This is a genomic window from Cupriavidus sp. TMH.W2 (genome assembly GCF_050847365.1).
GTDB lineage: Bacteria > Pseudomonadota > Gammaproteobacteria > Burkholderiales > Burkholderiaceae > Cupriavidus.
This window is the reverse complement of sequence record NZ_CP193792.1, coordinates 891,426-915,089: the sequence shown is the minus strand read 5'-3', so window position 1 is coordinate 915,089 and position 23,664 is coordinate 891,426. Positions and strand designations below refer to the sequence as shown.

General features: G+C 68.3%; 20 protein-coding genes. 14 read left to right on the top strand and 6 right to left on the bottom strand.

From position 1 onward, the window contains the following. Positions 1 to 3: 3 nt before the first annotated feature. A complete protein-coding gene (locus tag ACREYQ_RS04235; protein ID WP_432259537.1) occupies positions 4 to 2,274 on the bottom strand; it encodes a molybdopterin cofactor-binding domain-containing protein in 2,271 nt (756 codons plus the stop codon). 83 nt (positions 2,275 to 2,357) lie between these two features. Here ACREYQ_RS04235 and ACREYQ_RS04230 point away from each other — a divergent pair, with 83 nt between their 5' ends. Next, positions 2,358 to 3,125: a TetR/AcrR family transcriptional regulator gene (locus tag ACREYQ_RS04230; protein ID WP_432259536.1), complete on the top strand. Its 768-nt coding sequence runs from the start codon at positions 2,358 to 2,360 to the stop codon at positions 3,123 to 3,125. Positions 3,126 to 3,152: 27 nt separating this feature from the next. Here the strand turns inward: ACREYQ_RS04230 and ACREYQ_RS04225 are convergent, their stop codons facing one another. From ACREYQ_RS04225 to ACREYQ_RS04210, 4 genes are read right to left on the bottom strand one after another with little or no spacing between them, the layout of a single operon-like run. Continuing rightward, positions 3,153 to 3,788 (bottom strand): N-carbamoylsarcosine amidohydrolase, encoded by a 636-nt coding sequence (locus ACREYQ_RS04225; RefSeq protein ID WP_432259535.1) that lies wholly within the window; start codon positions 3,786 to 3,788, stop codon positions 3,153 to 3,155. Then, entirely contained in the window at positions 3,781 to 4,860 is a 1,080-nt protein-coding gene (locus ACREYQ_RS04220) for a 2,5-dihydroxypyridine 5,6-dioxygenase (RefSeq protein WP_432259534.1), read from the bottom strand. The genes ACREYQ_RS04225 and ACREYQ_RS04220 overlap by 8 nt, the downstream gene beginning before the upstream one ends. A gap of 13 nt (positions 4,861 to 4,873) precedes the next feature. Continuing rightward, entirely contained in the window at positions 4,874 to 5,704 is an 831-nt protein-coding gene (locus ACREYQ_RS04215) for an alpha/beta fold hydrolase (RefSeq protein ID WP_432259533.1), read from the bottom strand. Positions 5,705 to 5,715: 11 nt separating this feature from the next. Then, a complete protein-coding gene (locus ACREYQ_RS04210; RefSeq protein ID WP_010812897.1) occupies positions 5,716 to 6,468 on the bottom strand; it encodes a maleate cis-trans isomerase family protein in 753 nt (250 codons plus the stop codon). A gap of 346 nt (positions 6,469 to 6,814) precedes the next feature. On the opposite strand from ACREYQ_RS04210, the gene ACREYQ_RS04205 reads away from it, so the two are divergent. The 5 genes from ACREYQ_RS04205 (at position 6,815) to upp (ending at position 14,352) form a co-directional block, all read left to right on the top strand. Further along, complete coding sequence (locus ACREYQ_RS04205) at positions 6,815 to 7,975, top strand: FAD-dependent monooxygenase (RefSeq protein ID WP_432259532.1); 1,161 nt, start codon at positions 6,815 to 6,817, stop codon at positions 7,973 to 7,975. Between the two features lie 87 nt (positions 7,976 to 8,062). Next, a complete protein-coding gene (locus tag ACREYQ_RS04200) occupies positions 8,063 to 8,560 on the top strand; it encodes a (2Fe-2S)-binding protein (protein WP_432259531.1) in 498 nt (165 codons plus the stop codon). A 50-nt stretch (positions 8,561 to 8,610) separates the two neighbouring features. After that, positions 8,611 to 11,484, top strand: coding sequence for a c-type cytochrome (locus ACREYQ_RS04195; protein ID WP_432260357.1), 2,874 nt, complete (start codon positions 8,611 to 8,613; stop codon positions 11,482 to 11,484). Positions 11,485 to 12,088: 604 nt separating this feature from the next. Next, the gene (locus tag ACREYQ_RS04190; protein ID WP_432259530.1) at positions 12,089 to 13,489 is read left to right on the top strand and encodes an MFS transporter; all 1,401 of its coding nucleotides are present in this window, start codon (positions 12,089 to 12,091) and stop codon (positions 13,487 to 13,489) included. Positions 13,490 to 13,701: 212 nt separating this feature from the next. Further along, positions 13,702 to 14,352, top strand: a complete 651-nt coding sequence (gene upp / locus ACREYQ_RS04185; protein WP_432259529.1) for a uracil phosphoribosyltransferase — start codon at positions 13,702 to 13,704, stop codon at positions 14,350 to 14,352. 64 nt (positions 14,353 to 14,416) lie between these two features. Here the strand turns inward: upp and ACREYQ_RS04180 are convergent, their stop codons facing one another. After that, positions 14,417 to 15,937 carry a helicase HerA-like C-terminal domain-containing protein gene (locus ACREYQ_RS04180; protein WP_432259528.1) on the bottom strand — a complete coding sequence of 507 codons (1,521 nt, stop codon included), beginning with the start codon at positions 15,935 to 15,937 and terminating at the stop codon, positions 14,417 to 14,419. 218 nt (positions 15,938 to 16,155) lie between these two features. On the opposite strand from ACREYQ_RS04180, the gene ACREYQ_RS04175 reads away from it, so the two are divergent. The 8 genes from ACREYQ_RS04175 to rng all read left to right on the top strand — a co-directional run bounded on the left by ACREYQ_RS04175 (position 16,156) and on the right by rng (position 23,609). Next, positions 16,156 to 16,881, top strand: coding sequence for a YebC/PmpR family DNA-binding transcriptional regulator (locus ACREYQ_RS04175; protein WP_432259527.1), 726 nt, complete (start codon positions 16,156 to 16,158; stop codon positions 16,879 to 16,881). A gap of 89 nt (positions 16,882 to 16,970) precedes the next feature. Further along, a complete protein-coding gene (gene purD / locus ACREYQ_RS04170) occupies positions 16,971 to 18,239 on the top strand; it encodes a phosphoribosylamine--glycine ligase (RefSeq protein ID WP_432259526.1) in 1,269 nt (422 codons plus the stop codon). Positions 18,240 to 18,419: 180 nt separating this feature from the next. Then, entirely contained in the window at positions 18,420 to 19,331 is a 912-nt protein-coding gene (gene hemF, locus ACREYQ_RS04165) for an oxygen-dependent coproporphyrinogen oxidase (RefSeq protein ID WP_432259525.1), read from the top strand. Between the two features lie 10 nt (positions 19,332 to 19,341). Next, complete coding sequence (locus ACREYQ_RS04160; RefSeq protein WP_432259524.1) at positions 19,342 to 20,079, top strand: nicotinate-nucleotide adenylyltransferase; 738 nt, start codon at positions 19,342 to 19,344, stop codon at positions 20,077 to 20,079. Positions 20,080 to 20,139: 60 nt separating this feature from the next. Beyond that, positions 20,140 to 20,874, top strand: coding sequence for a ribosome silencing factor (gene rsfS / locus ACREYQ_RS04155; RefSeq protein WP_432259523.1), 735 nt, complete (start codon positions 20,140 to 20,142; stop codon positions 20,872 to 20,874). 52 nt (positions 20,875 to 20,926) lie between these two features. Next, positions 20,927 to 21,406 carry a 23S rRNA (pseudouridine(1915)-N(3))-methyltransferase RlmH gene (rlmH, locus tag ACREYQ_RS04150; RefSeq protein ID WP_432259522.1) on the top strand — a complete coding sequence of 160 codons (480 nt, stop codon included), beginning with the start codon at positions 20,927 to 20,929 and terminating at the stop codon, positions 21,404 to 21,406. A gap of 33 nt (positions 21,407 to 21,439) precedes the next feature. Further along, on the top strand, positions 21,440 to 22,054 hold the full coding sequence (locus ACREYQ_RS04145) for a Maf family protein (RefSeq protein ID WP_018312396.1): 615 nt from the start codon (positions 21,440 to 21,442) through the stop codon (positions 22,052 to 22,054). Between the two features lie 88 nt (positions 22,055 to 22,142). Further along, a complete protein-coding gene (gene rng, locus ACREYQ_RS04140; RefSeq protein ID WP_432259521.1) occupies positions 22,143 to 23,609 on the top strand; it encodes a ribonuclease G in 1,467 nt (488 codons plus the stop codon). The last annotated feature ends 55 nt before the right edge of the window (positions 23,610 to 23,664 follow it).

The window sequence follows — 23,664 nt, the reverse complement described above, 5'->3', positions numbered from 1 at the left end:
CAATCAGCCCTGCATTGCCGCCAGCACCGTCTCGGGCACGAATGGCGGCCGCCTCAGCCGCATCCCCAGCGCATCGAACAAGGCATTGGCAATCGCCGGCGCGCCCGGCAGCGAGGCCGATTCGCCCGCGCCCAGCGGCGGCTCCGACTGGCGGGGCATCAGCACCACGTCTATCGGCGGGATTTCCGGGAAGGTCAGCAGCGGATAGCTGCCCCATTCGCGGCTGGCGACACCGTCCGCATCGAAGCGCACCTGCTCCTTCAGCACCCGGCTGAGCGTCTGCACCACGTTGCCGTGGATCTGGTGGCGCACGCCGTCGGGGTTGACCATCATGCCGGTGTCCTGCCCCACCACCACCTTTTCGATGGTGATGCGGCCGGTGGCGGCGTCCACCGCCAGATCCACCACCCATGCGGCCCAGGCCGCGCCAAATCCCGGGAAACGGCTGTGGATATAGCGGGCGTAGGCCACGCCCCGGCCGTGCAGCCGGCCATCGGCATCCGCCGCGCCGCGCGATCCGGCCGCGCCCCGCTGCCAGCCGGCCGCTTCGGCCACGGCATGCAGCAGCGCCGCGGCCCGTTCATCGGGCAAGTGCCGCAGCCGGAAATCCACGGGATCCACACCCGCCTCGGCCGCCAGTTCGTCGATCACGCACTCATGCGCAAACGTATTAGGCAGCGCCGACACGCCACGCAGCCATGAAGCGCGCACGATCGCGGGCGTGTCGTCACAGCCGATCCGGCGCGCGCCATAGGCATACGGCGGCACGGCGGTGCGATCGCCCATCTCCAGCGTGCGCGGCGCATTGGGCACGGCACCGGTCAGTACCAGCGCCAGCGTGGGCGCATCGTTGGACGGGTAGCGGCTGGTGAAGTCATAGGCAAGCAGCGCGCCGTCCGGCCCCACCGTCGCACTGACGTCCATCAGCTGGGCCGCGCCCTTGGGCTCCCACAGGTGCTCCTGCTCGCGCGACAGCTGCACGCGCACGGGGCGCCCGACCGCACGCGACAACAGCGCGGCATCGGCGCACACATCGTCGGCGCAGTTGCGCCCGTAGCAGCCGGCGGCTTCCATGCGCACGATCTCGATGCGGTCCTCGCCCAGCCCGCACAGCTTTGCCAGGTCGATACGCAGCACATGCGGGTTCTGCGTGCCGGACCAGACCGTCAGGCCATCGTCATGCCAGTCGGCCACGGCGCATGACGGGCCGATGGAGCCATGCATCTGGTATGGCCACACGTAGCGCCGCTGCAAGGCCGTGCCGATGCCGCTTGCCGGCAGCTCGCCTTCGCACAGCAGCTCGCGCCGCGTGGCCGGGTTGGCGCGCAGCGCGGGCTCGGGATCGTCCAGCGCGGGCAGCGGCGGCACCGGCTTCCAGCGCACGCGCAGCCGGCGCGCGGCCAGCACCGCGTACTCCTCGCGCTCGGCCACCACGCCGACAAAGTCGCCCTGCACCACCACATCGACCAGTCCCGGCACGTCCCGCACGGCGTCGCGGTCGACTTCCAGCAAGCTGTTGCCGACAAAGCCGCCGCTGTCGCGCCCCGCATACGGCGGGCGCACCACGCGGCCGTGCAGCATGCCGGCCACGCGCACGTCGTGGACAAAGGTCAGCGCGCCGCGCGCCTTGTCGGGGATATCGACGCGGCCGGCCGCGCGGCCGACGATGCGGTAGGACTCGACCGGCTTGGTCGGGATGTCGTCGGCGAGCGGCAACTCCACGTGCTCGCCGGCAACCAGCGCGCCATAGCCGATGCTGGCCTGCGTGCCGGGAACGCGGAAGACGCCGTCCTCTGCCTCCAGCGCGCCGGCCTCGACGCCCAGCTGCTGCGCGGCACGCGCCTGCAGCCACGCACGCGCCTGGGCGGCGGCGCGGCGCAGTGGCAGCGCCGAGATCTGGATCGATGCGCTGGCAATCGTGGGGCCCTGGTTCGGGGTGGCTTCGGTATGGCCCAGCACCATGCGCACGTGCCCGAGCGGCACATCGAGTTCTTCGGCCACGATCTGCGCCAGCGCCGTGCGGATGCCGGTGCCCAGGTCGACGTGGCCGTTGAAGGCCAGCACCTCACCGCTGTCACGCACGGCGACGAAGATGTCCGGCAGCGCCGGCACGTAGTCTGACGCCGCGCCGGGCTGGCCGGGCGCGGGCCGCGCCGCCGCCTGCGGGGCGCGCGTCACCAGCAGCACGCCGCTGGCCTGCAGCAGCGCCAGCCGCAGCGTGCGCGGCGTGGCGGCGTCGGCCTGTGCCGCGGGTTGCAGGTTGGTTGCCGTCATCGTTCTTCCATCTCCCTTCACCGGCTGCGGCACGGGGCGCCGTTATACTGCAAGCCAACAGTGAAACAGTTCAACCATCGACCATGACGATCACGACCGCGCCCAAGCCTGCGCTCAAGCCAACCGCGAAGCGGGCGCCAGCCGGCACGCGGGCCAGGCAAGCGCAGGACAGCCGCGACCGCATCCTGAAGGCTGCCATCAAGGTCTTCGCCCAGCGCGGCTACGACGGCGGCCGCGTCGAGCGCATCTCGTCGCTGGCCAAGACCTACGACCGGATGATCTACTACTACTTCGGCAGCAAGGAAAAGCTGTTTGTCGAAGTGCTCGAGACCATCTACCTGCAGCTCAATGAAGCCGAGCAGAAGCTGGAGCATGAACTCGACGCCGCCGACCCCGTGCGCGCGCTGTCGCAGCTGATCGACTTCGTCTGGCAGTACTACCTGGACCATCCGGAGTTCGTCGCCATCCTGACCAGCGAGAACATGAGCCAGGGCAAGCACGCGAAAAAGTCGGAGCGGCTGCGCGAGATCTCCAGCTACGCGCTGTCGGTGCTCGACGGCATCCTCGCGCGCGGCAAGGCCGCCGGGCTGTTCCGCCCGGACGCGGGCGCGCGCGACGTCTATATGGTGATCGCTTCGCTTGGCTACTTCTACAACTCCAACCATCATACGCTCAGCGCCTTCCTGGGCGAACCCATGATGAGCCCGCCCGCGGTGGCGCACTGGCGCGATGTGATGCAGCGGACGGTGCTGCGCGCGGTGGCCGTGCCCGGCGCGGTGCCGGATGCGGATATGGCGCCGCCCGCCGCGCCGCGCAAGGCGGCACGCGGCAGGCGCGCTGCGGCAGCCTGACGCCAGGCCCGGCCGCATCGCCAGGCCTCAGGCCGCGGCGCGCACGCCGGCAACCTGCGCCAGCGCCTCGTCGCGCGTCAGCACCGTCGCGTACTTCTGCGCCATGTCGAACAGGTTGGCGTCGTGCGGGCCCAGCGCGCGGTCGCCCACGCAATCCGACACCACCAGCGGGCGAAAGCCCAGCGACATCGCGTCGACCACGCTGGCGCGCACGCAGCCGCTGGTGACGCAACCCGCCACCAGCAGCGTCTGTACGCCGCGCTGCGTCAGCCACGCCGCCAGCGAGGTGCCGAAGAACGCCGACGGCACCGTCTTGCGCACCACCAGTTCGCCCGGCGCGGGCGCCAGTTCCGGCACGATCTGGCTGTTGTGGCCGTCCTCCTTCAGCGTGAGCATGCCCGGCACCTTCAGCGTGAAGATGTTGTGGTCGCTGTCGTCGTCGGCGAACACGATGCGGCTGTGTGCCACCGGCCAGCCGTGCTCGCGCGCGGCGCGCAGCAGCGGCTGCGTAGTGCGGATCGCCTCGGGGATATTGCCGCCGCCGAACACCGCCGGATCGGCAAAGCCGTTGACGAAGTCGATGATCAGCAGGCCGTACGGCGCACGGAGTTCCATGACTGCGCCGAAGCCCTGGCGCTGGTAAGTCTGCACGGCGTCATCCATGGCGCGCGTCCTTGTAAAGAGAAGCGGCCGGCGCGTGGTGGCCGTCCATCACCTTGCCGCGCACCACCACGGGCTCGCCATCCAGGCTGACGGTGCAGTGGCGCACCGGGATATCGATATGGCAGGCCGTGGTACGGCTGCCGCCGGCCTCGTTGTTGGGGCCGAACGAACACAGGAAGTTGCCCTCGTAGGCGCGCGCGTCCATGCCGATGGTGGCCTCGCGGTCGTACATCGCCAGCGCCGACCAGCTGGCGCGCGGCTGCAGGCCCCAGCCGATATGCGACATGGCATAGGCCTCGGGGTCGTTGAACGACGCCATGTAGTCGGCCAGCAGCTCGGCATCGGGCCCGCCTTCGATGCGGCGCACGTAGCCGGCCTCGACCGTGATGCGGATCGGCGCCTGGATGTAGGACTTCATCGGCAGCAGGATGTCGCCCCGGTCCAGCACGATGGTGCCGTTGGTGCCGCCTTCGTCCGGCCAGGTCAGCACGAAACCGCTCGGCCAGTGGTCCCAGCGGCCGGGCTCGTCGACAAAGCCGTACTCGCTGATCGCGGGGAACTCGCCCAGGCGGCAGCGCAGGTCCATGCCGGCGTCGGACACGATATGCATCTCGCGCGCCTTGCCCAGCCGCGCGGTCGCGGCCTTGACGCGGGCGCGGTCGGCTTCGGTCGGCACCAGCCGCGCCAGCACTTCGGGCGGCTCCACCGCCAGCAGGATCTTCGTGCCTTGCGCCAGGATCTCGTGCTGCTCGGGCGAGAACAGCAGCGTCATCAGGTCCAGCACCAGGTCGCTGGCCTTGAGCGCGGCAATGGCGGCCGGGTTGCCGGTCAGCGGCGTGGTGCCCAGATAGGCCAGCGCGTCACGGCTCAGCGCTTTCTCGCCATTGACCGGCGGCAGGTCGAGCCGGTTGACGATGGCCCCCATCGATGCCGCCGCCATCATCGCGGTGCGCAGCGTCTGCGGATGCGTGGCGGCGCCGGTCAGCACGGTGACGGTCTGTCCCGGCTCCAGCTTCGACAGCGTCAGCACCTGCTTCCACGCCGCGGTCAGGTCGTAATCGCTTACGGGCATGTTCGCTCCATTATCAGTTCAACGCCGCACCGAGGAAGTCGCCAAAGGCGCGGTAGAAGCCGGCCTCGTCGTCCCACGGGATCATGTGGCCGGCATTGGCGACATGCGCCACCAGCAATGCGGGCAGCAGCTTGCGCATCTCCTGCACGTCTTCCTCCCGGATCACGTCGCCACGGCCCGCGGTCATCAGCAGGGCCGGCACGGCGACGTGCGGCAGATCAGCGTGGATGTCGTCCTCGTGGAAGCCATTGAAGCTGGCCAGGATCGCGCGCTCGTCGCACGTATGCAGCCATTGCGCGCGCAGGCGCAGCTGGTCCTCGGTCCAGGTCGGGCAGAAGCGGCGCATGCCTTCCACGTCGATGCCCTGCTGCGCCAGCCGGATCGAATCGATGTACCACGGCAGTTGCGACGGATACGGGCGGCGGCCGGGGCCCGACACCGGCGGATCGACCAGCACCAGGCGCGTCAGGCCTGCCGGATTGCCGCGCGCGGCGCGGATGCCGATGCGCGCGCCCATCGAATGGCCGACGATGGCGTAGCGCGGCAGCCCGAGCGCCTGTGCCAACGCAACCACGTCGGCGGCCTGCGCATCGAGGCTGTAGTCCAGCTCCGCGCCCGCCTGCGACAGGCCGCGGCCGCGCACGTCGAGCACATAGGTATCGAACTGCTGCCCGAACTGCTCGCCGACATAGCCCCAGGTCACCGCCGGGCTGGTGATGCCCGGCACGATGATGACGGCATCGCGCTGCGCGCGCGCGCCGCCCTGCCCGCCATAGCGCAGGTAGTGCTGGCGGATGCCGTTGGCGTGGACGTTAGCGCCGTAGAGGAAGGTGCTGTCTGCCATGGCCGCCTCCTTCAGTACGCGCCCGACAGCAGCGCGCCGGCGCCCGGCACCACCGGCTCCAGCCCGAGCCGCTTGAGCAGCGCGTAGGTGGTGGCGACGGCGGCGGTGACGACGGGCTTGCCGGTCATCGCCTCGACCTTGGCCACGGCCGGCAGCGACGGCATCTGCACGCATGCCGACAGCACGATGACATCGGCGTCGGCCGTGTTCATCTGCGCGACGATCTCCGGCAGGCGTGCCGGGTCGTGGCGGCCGACTTCGAGGTTGTCGGGGATCTCCAGCGCGCGGTAGTCGACCACCTCGTAGCCTTCGTTGCGGATGTAGTCGACCACCAGCTCGGTCAGCGGCTTCATATAGGGCGCCACCACGGCGATGCGCTTCGCGCCCATCACCTTGAGTGCATCGACCAGCGCACCGGCGCTGGTGATCACCGGTGCGTCGCCGCCGTTCTCGGCGGTGTGCGCCTGCAGGCGCTGCTCGGACACGCGGTGGTAGCCGTGGCCCATGGCCATGATGGCCACCAGGCAGGCGTAGCCGAGCACGTCGACGCGGGCGTCGCTGAGTTCCACCGCGCAGCGGTCGGATTCGGCATCCATCGCCGCCAGCTCTTCCTTGACCACCTTCTTCATCCGCATCCGGCTTGAGTGGAAGGTGAAGCGTTCCGGGCGCACCAGCTGGCGCGCGGCCAGCATCGCCGGGATCTCGGTTTCCATGGTGGTGTTGGAGCTCGGCACGATCTGGCCGATTCGGAAAACTTTCTGCACTGTCGACTCCGTATCTGTTTGTCTGTCTACCCGCCTGCCTCGGCCTGGCGGCCCTGCATGCTGCGATTGATTGTAGTGTACACACTTTATCTAGGCAAACAGAATCTGCGCCCCGCGCGATTCACTCGTTCAGTGCATACTGAATTAATCAAACCCTGTTTTTGCGCAGTATTTCGCCGTTATAGCGCGATGTGCGAGCGTCATCACGTTACCACTAGGGTTTTCCATAGGTTCATCATTTTCTTCTTTCACTTTGACAATTTGAGTGTGTACACTCGTTTTCAACGGTCGGCCGAGTGGCCGCCCCAGCCCCCATCGACCTTGTGTCATTGCCAGGAGAAATAACGTGCAAGGCAAACCGCGAATCGCAGTTGTCGGCGCCGGACTCGGAGGGACGGCCGCGGCCGCCCTGCTGCAGCGTGCCGGCTTCCAAGTCAGGCTGTATGAGCAGGCACCGGCGTTCTCGCGCCTGGGTGCGGGCATCCACGTAGGCCCCAACGTGATGAAGATCATGCGGCGCATCGGCATCGAGGACGCGCTCAACGACATGGGCTGCCACCCCGACTACTGGTACAGCCGCGACGGCCTGACCGGCGAGGTAATCGCGCAGATCCCGCTGGGCGACTACGCGCTGCGCCACTACGGCGCCAGCTACCTGACCGTGCATCGCGGCGACTTCCACAAGCTGCTGACCGACGCCGTGGCGCCCGGCACGCTGTTCTTCAACAAGAAGCTGGAAAGCGTCACCGACCAGGGCGACGTGGTGCAGTTGCGCTTCACCGACGGCACGGTCGACGAGGCCGATATCGTGATCGGCGCGGACGGCGTCAACTCGCGCATCCGCGAGACCCTGCTGGGCGCCGAGCCGCCCAAGTACACCGGCTACGTGGCGCACCGTGCGGTATTCCCCATCTCGCGCGTCAAGGGCTTCACGCATGAGCGCTGCACCAAGTGGTGGACCGACGACCGCCACATGATGGTCTACTTCGATACCAGCAAGCTTGACGAGATCTACTACGTCACCGGCGTGCCCGAGCCCGACTGGGACATGAGCAAGAGCTGGGTGCCGAGCAGCATCGAGGAAATGCGCGCCGCGTTCGACGGCTGGCATGAGGGCGTGCAGTCGCTGATCGAAGGCACCGTCGAAGTGACCAAGTGGCCGCTGCTGGAGCGCGACCCGCTGCCGCTGTGGAGCCGGGGCCGCCTGGTGCTGCTTGGCGACGCCTGCCACCCGATGAAGCCGCACATGGCACAGGGCGCCGCGATGGCGATCGAGGATGCCGCCATGCTCACGCGCTGCTTCACCGAAACCGGCGTGGAGGACTTCGCCTCGGCCTTCGCGCTGTATGAGGCGAACCGCAACGAGCGCGCCAGCAAGGTCCAGCTGGTCTCGCACAACAACACCTGGCTGCGCAGCAACGAGAACCCCGACTGGTGTTTCGGCTACGATGTATTCAACGTGCCGCTGGTGTCGGCCGGGAGCACGCCGCTGTCCGCGGCGGCCTGACCGCCTGACCGACCCTGCCCGCCGCAGCCCCTCACCGAAGGGGCGCGGCGCCGCGATGCGTGATGTTCAACCCGCCCCCAGCCCCCGATGAACACGCCCCGCCCCCTGAAGCTGCAAGTCAACCGCGCCGAGCACACGCTGAGCGTGGCCCCTGACACGCCGCTGCTCTACATCCTGCGCAACGACCTGTGCTGCAACGGGCCCAAGTACGGCTGCGGCCTGGGGCAATGCGGCGCCTGCACGGTGCTGGTGGACGGCATGGCGGCGCGCGCGTGCGTGCTGCCGGTCAGGGCTGTGGTGGGGCACACCGTTACCACGCTGGAAGGACTGGGCACCGCCGCACAGCCAGACCCGGTGCAGCAGGCCTTTATCGACGAGCAGGCCGCGCAATGCGGCTATTGCCTGAACGGCATGATCATGACCACCAAGGCGCTGCTCGCGCAGAACCCCGATCCCGACGAGGCCCAGATCCGCGAGGCGCTGCGCTTCAACCTGTGCCGCTGTGGCACCCACGTGGAAATCGTGCGCGCGGTGCAGCGCGCCGCGGTACTGCAACGGCAGGCCGCCGAGGGAGCGGCATCGTGAAGGAAGGCGTCGTCCCGCAGACCGTCCCCGCCGGCGCCATCGCGGGCAGCATGCCGCCGCCCGCCGCCGACTGCCTGGTGGCCCAGGTGCAGACACCGCCCGGCCTGCGCTGGATCGATGGCAAGCCGCTGGCGGCGCGCCTGCTGGGCGCCGACCGCGAAGCCGCGCTGGCGCTGCCGGGCGTGCGCGCGGTCGTCATCCGCAACAACTTTGCCGGCGTGGCGGCGGATTCGACCGCACACGCTGCCAGCGCATGCCGTGTGCTGCAGGTACGCTGGTCCGCCCCGCCCCGCGCGGACGACGCGCCGGTAGCGCGCCGCGCACTGGCTCGGCGCGGCAACGCCAATGCCGTGCTGGCCAGCGCCGATGCGCGTCAGACGCAGCACTACCAGTGGCCACTGGCCGGCACCCGCAGCGCGGTGTATTGCACTGCGGTCGCCGACTGGCGCGACGGCAGGCTGACCGTGTGGCTGCCGAGCACACGCCCCGGCGCGCTGCGCGCCGAGCTTGCCACGCTGCTGGACATTGCACCGCAACAGGTGGCGCTGGTCGGCTGGCAGGCCCCCGACGACAGCGCGGACCTCGCGCTGCTCGCGCCGCACGCCGCCGCCGACGCGGCGCTGCTGGCCCACGCCGCCGGACTGCCCGTGATGCGCCGGCTCTGTGCTGCCGACGTGGGCCTTGCCGATGCCGCGCTTGATGTGCGGATCGACACGGCGCAGGCCGGCGTCGCAGTCGACGCCTATGCCGCAACCCTGGCAGGCACCGCGGCCCCGGCCGTGCCGCTGGCGCTGTGGCTGACGCATACGCCATCGCCCGTGGCAGACAGCATCGCTGCCGGCGACGCAGGCGATGCGGGCATGCCGCCCTATCGCATCCCGCATGTCGACGTAGCTGCGATGGGCAACGCCAACGCGTTCGGCACCGCACCGCTGGCGGCCGCCCGCGCCCAAGTGTTCGCGCGGGAATCCCATCTCGACGAGCTTGCCGCCGCCTCCGGCACCGACCCGGTTGCACTGCGGCTGGCCCATCTCGACGATGCGCGCGGCACGGCACTGGTGCGGCAAGTGGCCGAGCGCGCGGGCTGGACGCCGGCTGCGCCGCGCGCCAACACAGATGCCGGCAATGTGCAGCGCGGCCGCGGCTTTGCCTATGCCCATACCGTCGACCACGACGCCGGCCAGAGCTGGTCCGCATGGGTGGCCGAGGTCGAAGTCGACGGCACCACCGGCGAGCTGGCGGTCACGCGCGTGACCGTGGGGCATGACAGCGAATCGCTGCCACGTCCGCAAGCCGCGCCAGCCACGCGCTCGCTGGAGCAGGCCGTGGCCGATGCCGCCCTGCAGCTGACGTCGGCCACACCGACCTTTGACACCTGGCCGTCCGAAGCGCCGTCTGCCAGCCAGATGCTGCCAGCCGTGCCAGGCAGCGTCCTGCCGGAAATCCGCCTGGCCGGCGCGCTGGCCACCCATGACACGCTGGCAGCGGGACCGACCGATACCCTGCCCGCCGCCGCGGCCGTGGCCAATGCGATCTACGACGCCACCGGCGTGCGCCTGCGCACCCCGCCCTTCAGCGCCGATCGCATCCGCCTGGCGCTGGACGAGTCGAAGCCCGGCAACCAGCGCAAGAAGCGCGCCTGGATCGCCGCTGCCGCTGCAGCCGCGGCAGGCGTGTGCGCCACGCTGCTGCCGTGGCGCGCACCGATCGCGCCGGTGGCGCCGCCCGAGGCCGGCTTCTATTCCGCCGCCACGCTCGAGCGCGGCCGGCTGGTGGCTGCAGCGGGGGACTGTGCGGTATGCCATACCGCACCGGGCGGCGTGAAGAACGCCGGCGGCCTGCCACTGGAGACACCCTTCGGCACGGTCTACAGCACCAACATCACGCCAGATGTGCAGACCGGCATCGGCAACTGGTCCTTCGCCGCGTTCGAGCGCGCCATGCGCGAGGGCATCCACCGCGACGGGCGGCGCCTGTATCCCGCGTTCCCCTACACGGCATTCGCAAAGATCAGCGACGGCGACATGCAGGCGCTGTATGGCTACCTGATGTCGGCGGAGCCGGTGAAATCCGCGGCGCCGCCAACGCAGCTCGCCTTCCCCTTCAACATGCGCCCGCTGCTGGCCGGCTGGAACCTGCTGTTCCATCGCAACGAACGCTTCACGCCGGACCCGTCGCGCTCCGCGCAATGGAATCGCGGTGCGTACCTGGCCGAAGGGCTGGGCCACTGCAGCGCCTGCCATTCGCCGCGCAACGCACTCGGTGGCGAGCAAGGCGGCCGCCAGTACCTGAGCGGCGGCAGCGCCGAAGGCTGGGAGGCGCCGGCGCTGAGCGCGCTGTCGCATGCACCGGTGCCCTGGACCGAAGCGGCTCTGTTCACCTACCTGCGCGGCGGCTACGCGCCGCACCATGGCGCCGCGGCGGGGCCGATGGCACCGGTGGTCGAAGAACTGGCGCAACTGCCTGAAGCCGACGTGCGCGCGATCGCGCACTACGTGGCCTCGTTCGGCACGCCACCGCCCGCGCCGACCGTCCTGGCCGCACAGGCAGCGCAGATCGAGCAACGCAGCGCGCAAGCCGCGCGCACGCTGGGCGGCCCTGGGGAACGCCTGTACCAGAGCGCCTGCGCGGTCTGCCACCAGTCGGACCAGGGCATCGCCCAGTTCGGCGTCAAGCCTTCGCTCGCGCTCAATACAAACCTGCACAGCAAGCGGCCGGACAATGTGATCCAGGTGCTGCTGCAAGGCATGCCGGCGCCGCCCAACAGCGAACTGGGTGCGATGCCGGCCTATGCCGACACGCTCGACGACCAGCAGATCGCGCAGCTGGCGCAGTACCTGCGCGCGCGCTTTGCGCCCGACAAACCCGCATGGCAGGACCTGGAGAACACCGTCGCGCGATTGCGCGCGATGCCTGCCCACTAGGATCAACTGCCGGGGCCGGCTCGCCGTGCCCCGGCACCCACGCTGACTGCATCTGTGCCAGGCCTGGCAAGGCGCTTCGCCACCGGGCAGGGAGACGTGCACCCCCGCGCCGGCGCCAGGCGCGGGAAAACCCCGAGGAGGGAAAACGCAATTCGGCCTTGCCCGCCAATTTCATGTAGCTTACGCTGAACGATCATGTAGTGCGCACTACATGAGTGCCGCATGGCACGCAGCGGTGCCTCCCCGCACAAGGACGGCGCGCCGCAAGCGGCGGACGAGACAACAAAACTACAAGATTGGCCCTTTACATCACCGGAAGCGCTGGCCCGGGGCTTGCATAGTCCACCACCATGCCAACCGGGAGGCCGGGCCTGGACCAACCAAGGGTAGACAACAAGGAGTGACTATGTCGTATCAGTACCGGGAAGTGGTTGCGAGCGTGCTACCGGGTTAGTTCGGGCCTCGCCAAGTTGGAGTAATCATCACGTTTGCCTGCAACTCGACGCAGTTGCATCACGCAGCAGTAGATACCGTAGTCTGGCCCTGCTTCGACAAACGTGTGCTTCCGAGTTCAAGAACCAGCCTATAAAGACAGGTAGACAATATGTCGTCATCAATTTCATCCATGGCAACCACGACAATCCCAGATGCAACGCTAGGCTCGGCCCCACAGCCCAGCGCGCGGGGCGCATCGTCGCAAACCATCACGATCGAGCAAGGTATCCGCGCCGCCGGAGTCGGCCGCTTCCAGTATCTGCTCTTTGTCATATTCGGCCTGGTCTGGCTCGCTGACGCGATGCAGGTTCTGTCGATCGGATTCACCGCGCCGTCGATTGCGGCGACATTCGGCATTCCCGTACCGACGGCCTTGCAGACCGGGACCGTGTTCTTTATCGGCATGCTGATCGGCGCTTTCGTGTTCGGCCGGCTGGCAGACAGGATCGGCCGCCGGCCGGTGCTGATGATGGCGGTGGTCATCGACGCCATCTGCGGTGTCGCGTCCTCTTTCGCACCGGACTTCCAGTGGCTGCTGTTGCTGCGCTTCCTGACCGGCATCGGCGTCGGCGGCACCTTGCCCGTCGACTACACCATGATGGCCGAGTTCCTGCCGTCGGACCGGCGCGGTCGCTGGCTGGTCCTGCTGGAGTCGTTCTGGGCCATCGGCACAATCCTGCTCGCCATTCTTGCGCTGATCGCCGTGTCGCGCGGCGATGGGGCCTGGCGGCTGATTTTCCTCGTCACTGGCATTCCCGCCCTGGTCGGCGTGGTCTTCCGCTTCTTTGTTCCCGAGTCTCCGCTCTACCTGAACAAGTCGGGACGCTCGGCCGAGGCGCGCGCGGTGCTTCAGCGTGTGGCCGCCGCCAATCGCGTGTCTGTGGAAATTGGCCACCTGGAGCCGCAGCCGATGGAGCGCAAATCGGTTTTTGCGCTGTTCGCTGCCGGATGCCGGCGCCGCACCATCTGCCTGCTGGCCGCCTGGGCGCTGATCTCGATCGCGTACTACGGCGTCTTCGTTTATCTGCCGGTGAAGCTGGCCGGCCAGGGCTTTGGCTTCATGCGTGGCCAGGTCTTCCTGATCCTGCTCGCGCTGGTCCAGTTGCCCGGATTCGCGCTGGCCGCACACGGCGTCGAACGCTGGGGCCGCAAGCCGACCCTGATCGGCTTCCTGCTGCTCAGCGCAGCCGGCTGCATGCTCTACAGCCTGGGCCAGTCCACGGCGCTGGTGGTCGGCTCGACCCTGCTGATGAGCTTTGCGCTGCTCGGTACCTGGGGCGCGCTCTACGCCTTCACCCCTGAGGTGTATCCGACGGACCTGCGCGCCAGCGGCATGGGCACTGCCGGTGCGATGGCGCGCTTTGGCGGCCTCTTCGCGCCTTCCATCATTGCACCGATCATGGCCAGCCAGTTCACCCTTGCCCTGGCGCTGCTTTCGTCGTTCCTTGCCGTGGCGGCAATCGCCATCTTCATGGTGGATATCGAGTCGAAGAACCGCGCGCTTGACTAGCGCAAGGCACCGTCGGCCGGCTCCAGCGGTTCAGGGAGCCCGCAAACGGCGCTGGCCTGGGCCGGTTTCGGAAACGAAGCCAAAGGCGGGGTGCCGGCATCCATTACAATCCGGCTGCAACGGCGCGGCGCGCTGGTCCACCCGACCTCGCCGCCCGCTTGACCGCTTGTCCCGCTTGCCCCGATACCCTCGCCGAGCCCACGCCGCCTGCCATGAAACAAGATCCGCGCTTTCCCAACCTGTTCATCCTCGACCACCCGCTGATCCAGCACAAGCTTTCGCACATGCGCGACAAGGAAACGTCGACGCGCACCTTCCGCGAACTGCTGCGCGAGATCACGCTGCTGATGGGCTACGAGATCACCCGCAACCTGCCCCTGACCACGCGCCGCATCGAAACGCCGCTGGTGGAGCTGGACGCCCCGGTGATCGCCGGCAAGAAGCTGACCATCGTACCGGTGCTGCGCGCGGGCGTGGGCATGAGCGACGGCCTGGTCGAGCTGATCCCGTCGGCGCGCATCGGCCATATCGGCGTGTACCGCGACGAGCAGCACCGCCCGGTGGAATACCTGGTGCGCCTGCCTGACCTGGAGGACCGCAGCTTCATCCTGTGCGATCCGATGGTGGCCACAGGCTATTCCGCCGCGCACGCGGTGGAAGTGCTCAAGCGCCGCGGCGTCAAGGACGAGGCCATCACCTTTGTCGCGCTGGTGGCGGCCCCGGAGGGCGTGGAAGTGTTCCAGAAAGCGCATCCGGGCGTGAAGCTGTTTGTCGCCTCGCTGGACAGCCACCTGGACGGCGACGCCTATATCGTGCCGGGTCTGGGCGATGCGGGTGACCGGCTGTTCGGGACCAAGAACTGAGCGGCGCGGCGCGCTGAACCTGCCAGGGCTGCCTTCGTAAGGCCGCCCGTCTCTTCCAGTCCGCTTACTTCTTCTTACCCAGCAAACTCCCCAGCACGCCGCGGATCAGCTCGCGCCCGACCTGCGAGCCCACCGTGCGCGCGGCCGACTTGGCCATCGATTCCAGGATCGAATCGCCGCGGCCGGTCTTGCCGGTGCCCTTGGTCAGCGTGCCGAGGATCTCGCCAGCCGTTCCCAGCCAGCCGCTGTCCTGCGCACCCGCGGGCTGCCCCGCCGGCGCGCTGCCGGCGCCCTTGCCATTGCCGGCCGCCGCCGCGTTGCCGCGCAGCTTTTCATAGGCGGATTCACGGTCAATGGTCTTCTCATAGATGCCCGCCACCAGCGAGTTGGCGATCAGCTGCTTGCGCTCCTCTTCCGTGGCCGGCCCGATGCGGCTGCCCGGTGCCAGCACCCAGGCGCGCTCGGTCACGCAGGGCGTGCCCTTGGCGTCGAGGCACGACACCAGCGCCTCGCCCACGCCCAGCTCGCCGATGGCGGTTTCCAGGTCCAGCTTTGGGTTGGCGCGCATGGTGGTGGCCGCCACCTTGACCGCCTTCTGGTCGCGCGGGGTAAAGGCGCGCAGCGCATGCTGCACGCGGTTGCCGAGCTGGCCCAGCACGGTGTCGGGGATATCGACCGGGTTCTGCGTGACGAAGTACACGCCCACGCCCTTGGACCTCACCAGCCGCACCACCTGCTCGATCTTGTCGAGCAGCGCCTTGGGCGCATCGTTGAAGAGCAGGTGGGCCTCATCGAAGAAGAACACCAGCTTGGGCTTGTCCAGGTCGCCGGCCTCTGGCAGCTTCTCGAACAGTTCGGACAGCATCCACAGCAGGAAGGTGGCATACAGGCGCGGCGCGTTCATCAGCTTGTCGGCAGCCAGGATATTGACCACGCCCTGGCCCTGCTCGGTCTGGATGAAGTCTTCCAGGTTCAGCATCGGCTCGCCGAAGAACACGTCCGCGCCCTGCGATTCCAGCGCGACCAGGCCGCGCTGGATCGCGCCGATCGACGCGGCCGAGATATTGCCGTATTCGGTGGTGAACTGCGCGGCGTTGTCCCCCACGTATTGCAGCATCGCGCGCAGGTCCTTGGCGTCGAGCAGCAAGAGGCCGTTGGCGTCGGCAATGCGGAACACCAGGTTTAGCACGCCCTGCTGGGTGTCGTTCAGCTCCAGCATGCGCGACAGCAGCAGCGGGCCCATGTGCGAGACCGTGGCGCGCACCGGGTGGCCCTTTTCGCCGAACACATCCCACAGCGTGGTCGGGCACGCGCCCCATGCCGGCTCGGGCAGGTTCAGTTCGGCCAGGCGCTGCTTGAGCTTGTCGGACGGCTGGCCGGCCTGGGAAATGCCGGTCAGGTCACCTTTGACGTCCGCCATGAAGACCGGGACCCCCAGGCGCGAGAAACCCTGCGCCAGCGTCTGCAGCGTGACGGTCTTGCCGGTACCCGTGGCGCCGGTGATCAGCCCGTGCCGGTTGCCCATCTGCGGCAGCAGCACCAGTTCATGTTCGGCGTTCTTGGCGATGAGGATGGGGTCGGCCATGATTTTCGTGGGTTCCGTGAGCGTCTGGTGGGATCTGGCGGATCCGGGCGGCGCGGGCAGGCCCGCGTGATAAAATCCTGGGCTGATTATAGCCAGCCGCCAGGCATATCCGTCACCTGGCGCGCGCTGTCCGAGGGCTTTGCTGCCCCGGCCACGGCGCGCATGGCGACCCCGCACAACATCACCGCAGATCACCGCATTCCGCTTCGGAGAGAATCATGGCCGGTCACTCGAAATGGGCCAATATCAAACACAAGAAAGCCGCCGCTGACGCCAAGCGCGGCAAGATCTGGACCCGCCTGATCAAGGAAATCACCGTGGCCGCCAAGCTTGGCGGCGGTGATGTCGACTCCAACCCGCGCCTGCGCCTGTCGATCGACAAGGCCATGGACGCCAACATGCCCAAGGACAACATCCAGCGCGCGATCCAGCGCGGCGTGGGCGGCATGGAAGGCGCCAACTACGAAGAAATCCGCTACGAGGGCTACGGCCTGGCCGGCGCGGCGATCATCGTCGACTGCCTGACCGACAACCGCACCCGCACCGTGGCCGAAGTGCGCCATGCGTTCTCCAAGCACGGCGGCAACATGGGCAACGAGGGTTCGGTGGCGTTCATGTTCACCCACTGCGGCCAGTTCCTGTTTGCCCCCGGCACGCCCGAAGACAAGCTGATGGAAGCCGCGCTGGAAGCCGGCGCCGACGATGTCGTCACCAACGACGACGGCTCGATCGAAGTCACCTGCCCGCCCAACGATTTCCCGGCGGTCAAGGCCGCGCTGGAAGGCGCCGGCTTCAAGGCGGAAGTGGCCGACGTGGTGATGAAGCCGCAGAACGAAGTCAGCTTCAGCGGCGACGACGCGGTCAAGATGCAGAAGCTGCTCGACGCCCTGGAAAACCTGGACGACGTGCAGGAAGTCTTCACCAACGCAGTGATCGAAGACTAAAACAGAGTAACAAGCTCCCTCGGCGGCAGCCCGGCTCCACAGATCCAAGCTGCCGCTTTTTGCATGCGTTTCTTTTCTGGCAGTGGATCATGAAAGTATTGGTTGTCGGCTCGGGTGGACGTGAACACGCGTTGGCCTGGAAATTGGCCCAGTCCCCCAAGGTGCAGGTGGTGTATGTCGCGCCGGGCAACGGCGGGACCGCGCTCGACAAGCGCCTGCAGAATGTTCCGCTGACCGACCCCGAGGTCATCGCCGCCTTTGCCGAACGCGAGGGCGTGGCCTTCACCGTGGTCGGCCCCGAGGCCCCGCTGGCCGCCGGCATCGTCGACATCTTCCGCGCCAAGGGCCTGCGCATCTTCGGGCCCACCCAGGCCGCCGCGCAGCTGGAATCGTCCAAGGACTTCGCCAAGGCGTTCATGCAGCGCCACGGCATCCCGACCGCCGCCTACCAGACCTTCTCCGACGCCACCCAGGCCCATGCCTATATCGACGCCCAGGGCGCGCCGATCGTGATCAAGGCCGACGGCCTGGCCGCGGGCAAGGGCGTGGTGGTGGCGATGTCGCTGGAAGAAGCGCACCAGGCCGTCGACATGATGCTGGCCGACAACAAGCTGGGCGACGCCGGCGCGCGCGTGGTGATCGAAGAGTTCCTGGATGGCGAGGAAGCCAGCTTTATCGTGCTGGTCGACGGCAAGAACGTGCTGGCGCTGGCCACCAGCCAGGACCACAAGCGCCTGCTGGATGCCGACGCCGGCCCCAACACCGGCGGCATGGGCGCGTATTCGCCCGCACCGGTGGTCACGCCCGCGCTGCACGCGCGCGCGCTGCGCGAGATCATCCTGCCGACCGTGCGCGGCATGGAAAAGGACGGCATCCCGTACACCGGCTTCCTGTATGCCGGCCTGATGATCGACAAGGACGGCAACCCCAAGACACTGGAATTCAACTGCCGCATGGGCGACCCTGAAACCCAGCCGATCCTGGCGCGCCTGAAGACCGACCTGGTCGATGTGATGGAGCATGCCGTCAACGGCAAGCTCGACAGCATCGAGCTGGACTGGGACCGCCGCACCGCGCTGGGCGTGGTGATGGCCGCCTACGGCTACCCCGACAGCCCGCGCAAGGGCGATGCCATCACCGGCATCCCAGCGGAGACCGACGACAGCGTGACCTTCCACGCCGGCACCACGCTCAAGGACGGCACCCTGCTGACCTCGGGCGGGCGCGTGCTGTGCGTGGTGGGCCTGGCCGACACCGTCAAGGCCGCGCAGCGCGCCGCCTATGCCGCGGTCGAGCAGATCCGTTTCGACGGCATGCAGTACCGGACCGACATCGGCTACCGCGCCATCAAGCGCTGATCCTGTCCGGGAAATGCCCCTCCCGGCCGGCATGGCCGACCCGCCTTGCCGGCCTGCTTTGGACCTGCGCGACCCGCCCGCGGCCCCAGCCGGTACAATCGTGACAACGCTGTGACGCACCCGGCAGCCGGCAAGGTTGCCGGGCCGCCCCCAGCCCGGTCCATCCGCTTTCCGCCAACCATGATCGATTCCCAGGCAGTCCGTGCCTATCTGCTCGGTCTGCAAGACCGCATCACCGATGCCATCGGTGCCATCGACGGCCAGCCGTTCCTGACCGACGCCTGGGAAAAACCGCCCACCGAACGCCTGCGCGGCAGCGGCCGCACCCGCATCCTGGAAGGCGGCGCGGTGATGGAGCGCGCCGGCGTGGGCTTCTCGCACGTCAGCGGCGACACCCTGCCGCCGTCGGCCACGGCCAACCGGCCGGAACTGGCCGGGCGCAGCTTCGAGGCCATGGGCGTGTCGCTGGTGTTCCACCCGCGCAATCCCTACGTGCCCACGGTCCACATGAACGTGCGCTGCTTCCTGGCGGTGAAGCCGGGGGCGGAACCGGTCTGGTGGTTCGGCGGCGGCATGGACCTGACGCCTTACTACGGCGACACCGGCGACTGCACGCACTTCCACCGCACCTGCAAGCAAGCGCTGGCGCCCTATGGCGACGACCTGTACCCGCGCTTCAAGCAGTGGTGCGACGAGTATTTCTTCCTGCGCCACCGCAACGAAGCGCGCGGCGTGGGCGGGATCTTCTTCGACGATTTCTCGGCACTGGGCTTCGAGCGCAGCCTTGCCATGCTGCAAGCGGTCGGCGACGCCTTCCTGGAGGCCTACCTGCCGATCCTGCAGGCGCGCAAGGACACCCCCTACGGCGAACGCGAGCGGGCCTTCCAGGCCTACCGGCGCGGGCGCTATGTCGAATTCAACCTCGTGTTCGACCGCGGCACGCTGTTCGGCCTGCAGTCGGGCGGACGCGCCGAATCCATCCTGATGTCGATGCCGCCGCAGGTGACCTGGCGCTATGACTGGCAACCGGAAGCGGGCAGCCCCGAAGCGGCGCTGTACACCGATTTCCTGCCGGCGCGCGACTGGGCCTGACGGCTGACCTATGGCCAATCCCGCGCAACACCGCAAGCCCGCCGCCAACGGCGGCGAACCGCCCCAGGCTCAAGCCGTTCGCCCCTATCGTCTGGGTATCCTCGGCGGCACTTTCGATCCACCCCACATCGGCCACCTGGCACTGGCCCGGCTATGCATCGAACACCTCGGGCTGGACGAGCTGGTGTGGATCCCCACCGGCCAGTCGTGGCAGAAAGGCGACGACGTGACGCCCGCCCTCGACCGCCTGGCCATGACCGAACTGGCCGCCGCGGCGCTCGGCGACAGCGGCGCCAGGGTCCGCGTGAGCCGCATGGAAGTGGACCGCGCCGGCCCCAGCTACACCATCGACACCGTGCGCCAGCTGCGCGCCGAATACGGCCCCGAGGCCTCGCTGTGCTGGCTGATGGGGGCCGACCAGCTGCTGCGCCTGCACACCTGGCACGGCTGGCAGGAACTGTTCGGGCATGTGCACTTGTGCACTGCCACACGGCCGCGCTTTGCACTGGCGACGCTGGAAGGTCCGGTGCTGGCAGCACTGGCCGAGCGCCAGGCCGACACGCACCTGATACAATGCACGCCCTCCGGCCGGATGTGGATCGACCAGACGCTCGCCGTCGACCTGTCTTCCACCCATCTGCGCCAGCGGCTGGCAGCCGGCCAGCCGGCAGATGACCAACTGCCGCCCGGCGTGGCACACTACATCGCCAGCCACGGGCTGTACCGCAACGCCCCGGCCAGGGCATGACCGGGGCTGACCCATCCCGGCGCCCACCCCCAACCGATCTCAGCTGAACAAGAAGACACCATGGATATTCGTAAACTGCAACGCGCCATCGTCGACGGCCTCGAGGATGTCAAAGCGCAGGACATCAAGGTGTACGACACCAGCCACCTGACCGAGCTGTTCGACCGGGTGGTGATCGCCAGCGGGACATCCAACCGCCAGACCAAGGCGCTGGCAGCGTCGGTGCGGGATACGGTGAAGGAAGCCGGCGGCCATATCGTGGCGGTCGAGGGCCTGGAAACCGGCGAATGGGTGCTGGTCGATTGCGGCGATGCCGTGGTCCACATCCTGCAGCCGCAGTTGCGCCTGTACTACAACCTGGAAGAAATCTGGGGCGACAAGCCGGTGCGCATGAAGCTGGCCACCGGTGCCCGCGGCCTGGCCAAGGCCAGCGAGCCGATGGACGATGATGAAGACGAAGCCCCGGTGCGCACCGTGCGCCGCGCCAGCAACCTGCGCCCCGCGCTGGCCCGCCTGCCCGAAGGCATGAAGGAGCCGTCGCCGCCGATGGGCCATGAGGACACCGACGCGGACGCCATCGCCACCATCCGCAAGCCGGCCCGCAAGACCGCGACCAAGACGGCAGCCACCAAGACCGCCGGCACCCGCGCCGCCGCGCCGCGCAAGACCGCCGCCGGCACCACCGCGCGCAAGACCGCGACCAAGACTGCAACCAAAACCGCGGCCAAGAAGGCGCCGAGCAAGACCGCCGCAGCCAAAAAGGCCCCGAGCAAGCGCACCACCCGCTCGGCCTGATCCCCGGTGCGCGGCCGCCCCCCCGGGCGGCCGTGCAGCATGACAGCCTCCAATGCAACTGGTGATCGTGGCCGTCGGCCACAAGATGCCCGGCTGGATCGAAACCGGCTTCAGCGAGTACGCCAAGCGCATGCCGCCCGAGCTGCGCATCGAACTGCGCGAGGTCAAGCCCGAAACCCGCTCGTCCAGCAACAACGCCGCCACCGTGATGCAGCGTGAAGCCGCGCGCATCGAGGCGGTGCTGGGCTCGCTGTCGAAGCAGTGCCGCATCGTGGCGCTGGATGAGCGCGGCCGCGACTTCACCACCGTGCAACTGGCCGCGCAGCTGACCGACTGGCAGCGCGAGGGCGGCGACGTGGCCTTCCTGATCGGCGGCGCCGACGGGCTCGAACCGGCCCTGAAAGCCCGCGCCAGCACGCTGATCCGGCTGTCCAGCCTGACCCTGCCGCACGGCATGGTGCGCGTGCTGCTGGCCGAGCAGCTGTACCGCGCCTGGTCCGTCACGCAGAACCACCCCTATCATCGGGCCTGATCCCGGCTGTCGCCGGAAGGCCCCTCCGCCGCGATGCCCGACACCCTGCACGACTATCTTTACCTCGCCTCCCAGAGCCCGCGCCGCCGCGAGCTGCTGACCCAGCTCGGCGTGCGCTACGAACTGCTGCTGGCCGATGACGACGAGGATGCCGAAGCGCTCGAGGCGGTCCAGCCCGGCGAAACCCCCGACGACTACGTCCAGCGCGTGTGCGCGCTGAAGGCCGAAGCCGCGCTGCGCCGCCGCGAACGCCGCGCGCTGCCCGATGCGCCGGTGCTGACCTCGGACACCACGGTCTGCCTCGGTGGCCGCATCCTGGGCAAACCCGCCGACGGCGCCGATGCCGCGGCCATGCTGGGCGCGCTCTCGGGCAGCACCCACCGCGTCCTGACCGCCGTGACTATCGTGTCGACCACAGGCATGCGGCATGCGCTGTCGATTTCGGAAGTCACCTTCCGCCCCATGCAGCCCGCCGAGATCGAGCGCTATGTCGCCAGCGGCGAGCCGCTTGGCAAGGCCGGCGCCTACGGCATCCAGGGCCGCGCGGCCGAGTTCGTGGAACGGATCGCGGGCAGCTATTCAGGTATCATGGGCTTGCCCTTGTTTGAGACGGCGGCGTTACTTCGCCAGGCCCGCCTGCAGTTCTGAGCCTCGGCCTCCGCGCCCGGACCTGCGCCGGGCCACCCCGCCGGTCAACCTTATCCAGCCGGGCTACCGGCGACGCGTTTCACCCGCTATGACTGAAGACATACTCGTCAACATCACGCCCCAAGAGACCCGCGTCGCCATCGTGCAGCAGGCCGCCGTCCAGGAACTGCATGTCGAACGCACGCTGACGCGCGGGCTGGTCGGCAATATCTACCTGGGCAAGGTGGTGCGCGTGCTGCCTGGCATGCAATCGGCCTTTATCGACATCGGCCTGGAGCGCGCCGCCTTCCTCCACGTGGCCGACATCTGGCATCCGCGCGACGCCGACCGCAACAATTCCACCCCGCAGCAGGCCATCGAGAAGACCCTGTTCGAAGGCCAGGCGCTGATGGTGCAGGTGATCAAGGACCCGATCGGCACCAAGGGCGCGCGGCTGTCCACGCAGGTGAGCATCGCCGGGCGCACCCTGGTGTACCTGCCGCAGGACCCGCATATCGGCATTTCGCAGCGCATCGAAGGCGAAGTGGACCGCGAGGCGCTGCGCAGCCGCGTGCAGGGCCTGGTGCCCGCCGATGAGCGCGGCGGCTTTATCGTGCGCACCATCGCCGAGGAAGCGACCGACGAGGAACTCGGCAACGACATTGCCTACCTGCGCAAGATCTGGGGCGCGATCCGCCAGAACGCCACCACCCTGCCCGCGCCCAACCTGCTCTACCAGGACCTGAACCTGGCCCAGCGCGTGCTGCGCGACTTCATCAACGACGCCACCGGCGTGATCCAGATCGACTCGCGCGAGAACTACCAGATGCTGCTGGAGTTCGCCCAGGAGTACACCCCGGCGGTGCTGCCGCGGCTGTCGCACTACACCGGTGAGCGCCCGATCTTCGACCTGTTCAATATCGACGCCGAGATCGAGAAGGCGCTGTCGCGCCGGGTGGACCTGAAGTCTGGCGGCTACCTGATGATCGACCAGACCGAGGCGATGACGACCATCGACGTCAACACCGGCGGCTACGTGGGCGCGCGCAACTTCGACGACACCATCTTCAAGACCAACCTGGAGGCGGCGCACACCATCGCGCGGCAACTGCGGCTGCGCAACCTCGGCGGCATCATCATCATCGATTTCATCGATATGGAGAACGCCGAGCACCGCGACGCGGTGCTGTCAGAGCTCAAGCGCGCGCTCTCGCGCGACCGCACCCGCATCACCGTCAACAGCTTCTCGCAGCTCGGCCTGGTCGAGATGACGCGCAAGCGCACGCGCGAGTCGCTGGCGCACGTGCTGTGCGAACAATGCCCGGTCTGCCAGGGCAAGGGCCAGGTCAAGACGCCGCGCACGGTGTGCTACGACATCCTGCGCGAGATCATGCGCGAATCGCGCCAGTTCAACCCGCGCGAGTTCCGCATCCTGGCCTCGCAGGAAGTGATCGACCTGTTCCTGGAAGAAGAAAGCCAGCATCTGGCGATGCTTGGCGACTTCATCGGCAAGCCGATTTCGCTGCAGGTGGAATCGACTTTCCACCAGGAGCAGTACGACATCATCCTGATGTGAAGATGCCGGCGCCGCCGGTCCGCGCAGTTGTGCAGCTGTCTGCGAACGTAACCAT

Excerpts from the sequence above, each read along its gene's own strand:
- ACREYQ_RS04235 (WP_432259537.1), bottom strand. The coding sequence starts at position 2,274 with ATGACGGCAACCAACCTGCAACCCGCGGCACAGGCCGACGCCGCCACG.
- ACREYQ_RS04230 (WP_432259536.1), top strand. The coding sequence starts at position 2,358 with ATGACGATCACGACCGCGCCCAAGCCTGCGCTCAAGCCAACCGCGAAG.
- ACREYQ_RS04225 (WP_432259535.1), bottom strand. The coding sequence starts at position 3,788 with ATGGATGACGCCGTGCAGACTTACCAGCGCCAGGGCTTCGGCGCAGTC.
- ACREYQ_RS04220 (WP_432259534.1), bottom strand. The coding sequence starts at position 4,860 with ATGCCCGTAAGCGATTACGACCTGACCGCGGCGTGGAAGCAGGTGCTG.
- ACREYQ_RS04215 (WP_432259533.1), bottom strand. The coding sequence starts at position 5,704 with ATGGCAGACAGCACCTTCCTCTACGGCGCTAACGTCCACGCCAACGGC.
- ACREYQ_RS04200 (WP_432259531.1), top strand. The coding sequence starts at position 8,063 with ATGAACACGCCCCGCCCCCTGAAGCTGCAAGTCAACCGCGCCGAGCAC.
- ACREYQ_RS04195 (WP_432260357.1), top strand. The coding sequence starts at position 8,611 with ATGCCGCCGCCCGCCGCCGACTGCCTGGTGGCCCAGGTGCAGACACCG.
- ACREYQ_RS04190 (WP_432259530.1), top strand. The coding sequence starts at position 12,089 with ATGTCGTCATCAATTTCATCCATGGCAACCACGACAATCCCAGATGCA.
- upp (WP_432259529.1), top strand. The coding sequence starts at position 13,702 with ATGAAACAAGATCCGCGCTTTCCCAACCTGTTCATCCTCGACCACCCG.
- ACREYQ_RS04180 (WP_432259528.1), bottom strand. The coding sequence starts at position 15,937 with ATGGCCGACCCCATCCTCATCGCCAAGAACGCCGAACATGAACTGGTG.
- ACREYQ_RS04175 (WP_432259527.1), top strand. The coding sequence starts at position 16,156 with ATGGCCGGTCACTCGAAATGGGCCAATATCAAACACAAGAAAGCCGCC.
- purD (WP_432259526.1), top strand. The coding sequence starts at position 16,971 with ATGAAAGTATTGGTTGTCGGCTCGGGTGGACGTGAACACGCGTTGGCC.
- hemF (WP_432259525.1), top strand. The coding sequence starts at position 18,420 with ATGATCGATTCCCAGGCAGTCCGTGCCTATCTGCTCGGTCTGCAAGAC.
- ACREYQ_RS04160 (WP_432259524.1), top strand. The coding sequence starts at position 19,342 with ATGGCCAATCCCGCGCAACACCGCAAGCCCGCCGCCAACGGCGGCGAA.
- rsfS (WP_432259523.1), top strand. The coding sequence starts at position 20,140 with ATGGATATTCGTAAACTGCAACGCGCCATCGTCGACGGCCTCGAGGAT.
- rlmH (WP_432259522.1), top strand. The coding sequence starts at position 20,927 with ATGCAACTGGTGATCGTGGCCGTCGGCCACAAGATGCCCGGCTGGATC.
- ACREYQ_RS04145 (WP_018312396.1), top strand. The coding sequence starts at position 21,440 with ATGCCCGACACCCTGCACGACTATCTTTACCTCGCCTCCCAGAGCCCG.
- rng (WP_432259521.1), top strand. The coding sequence starts at position 22,143 with ATGACTGAAGACATACTCGTCAACATCACGCCCCAAGAGACCCGCGTC.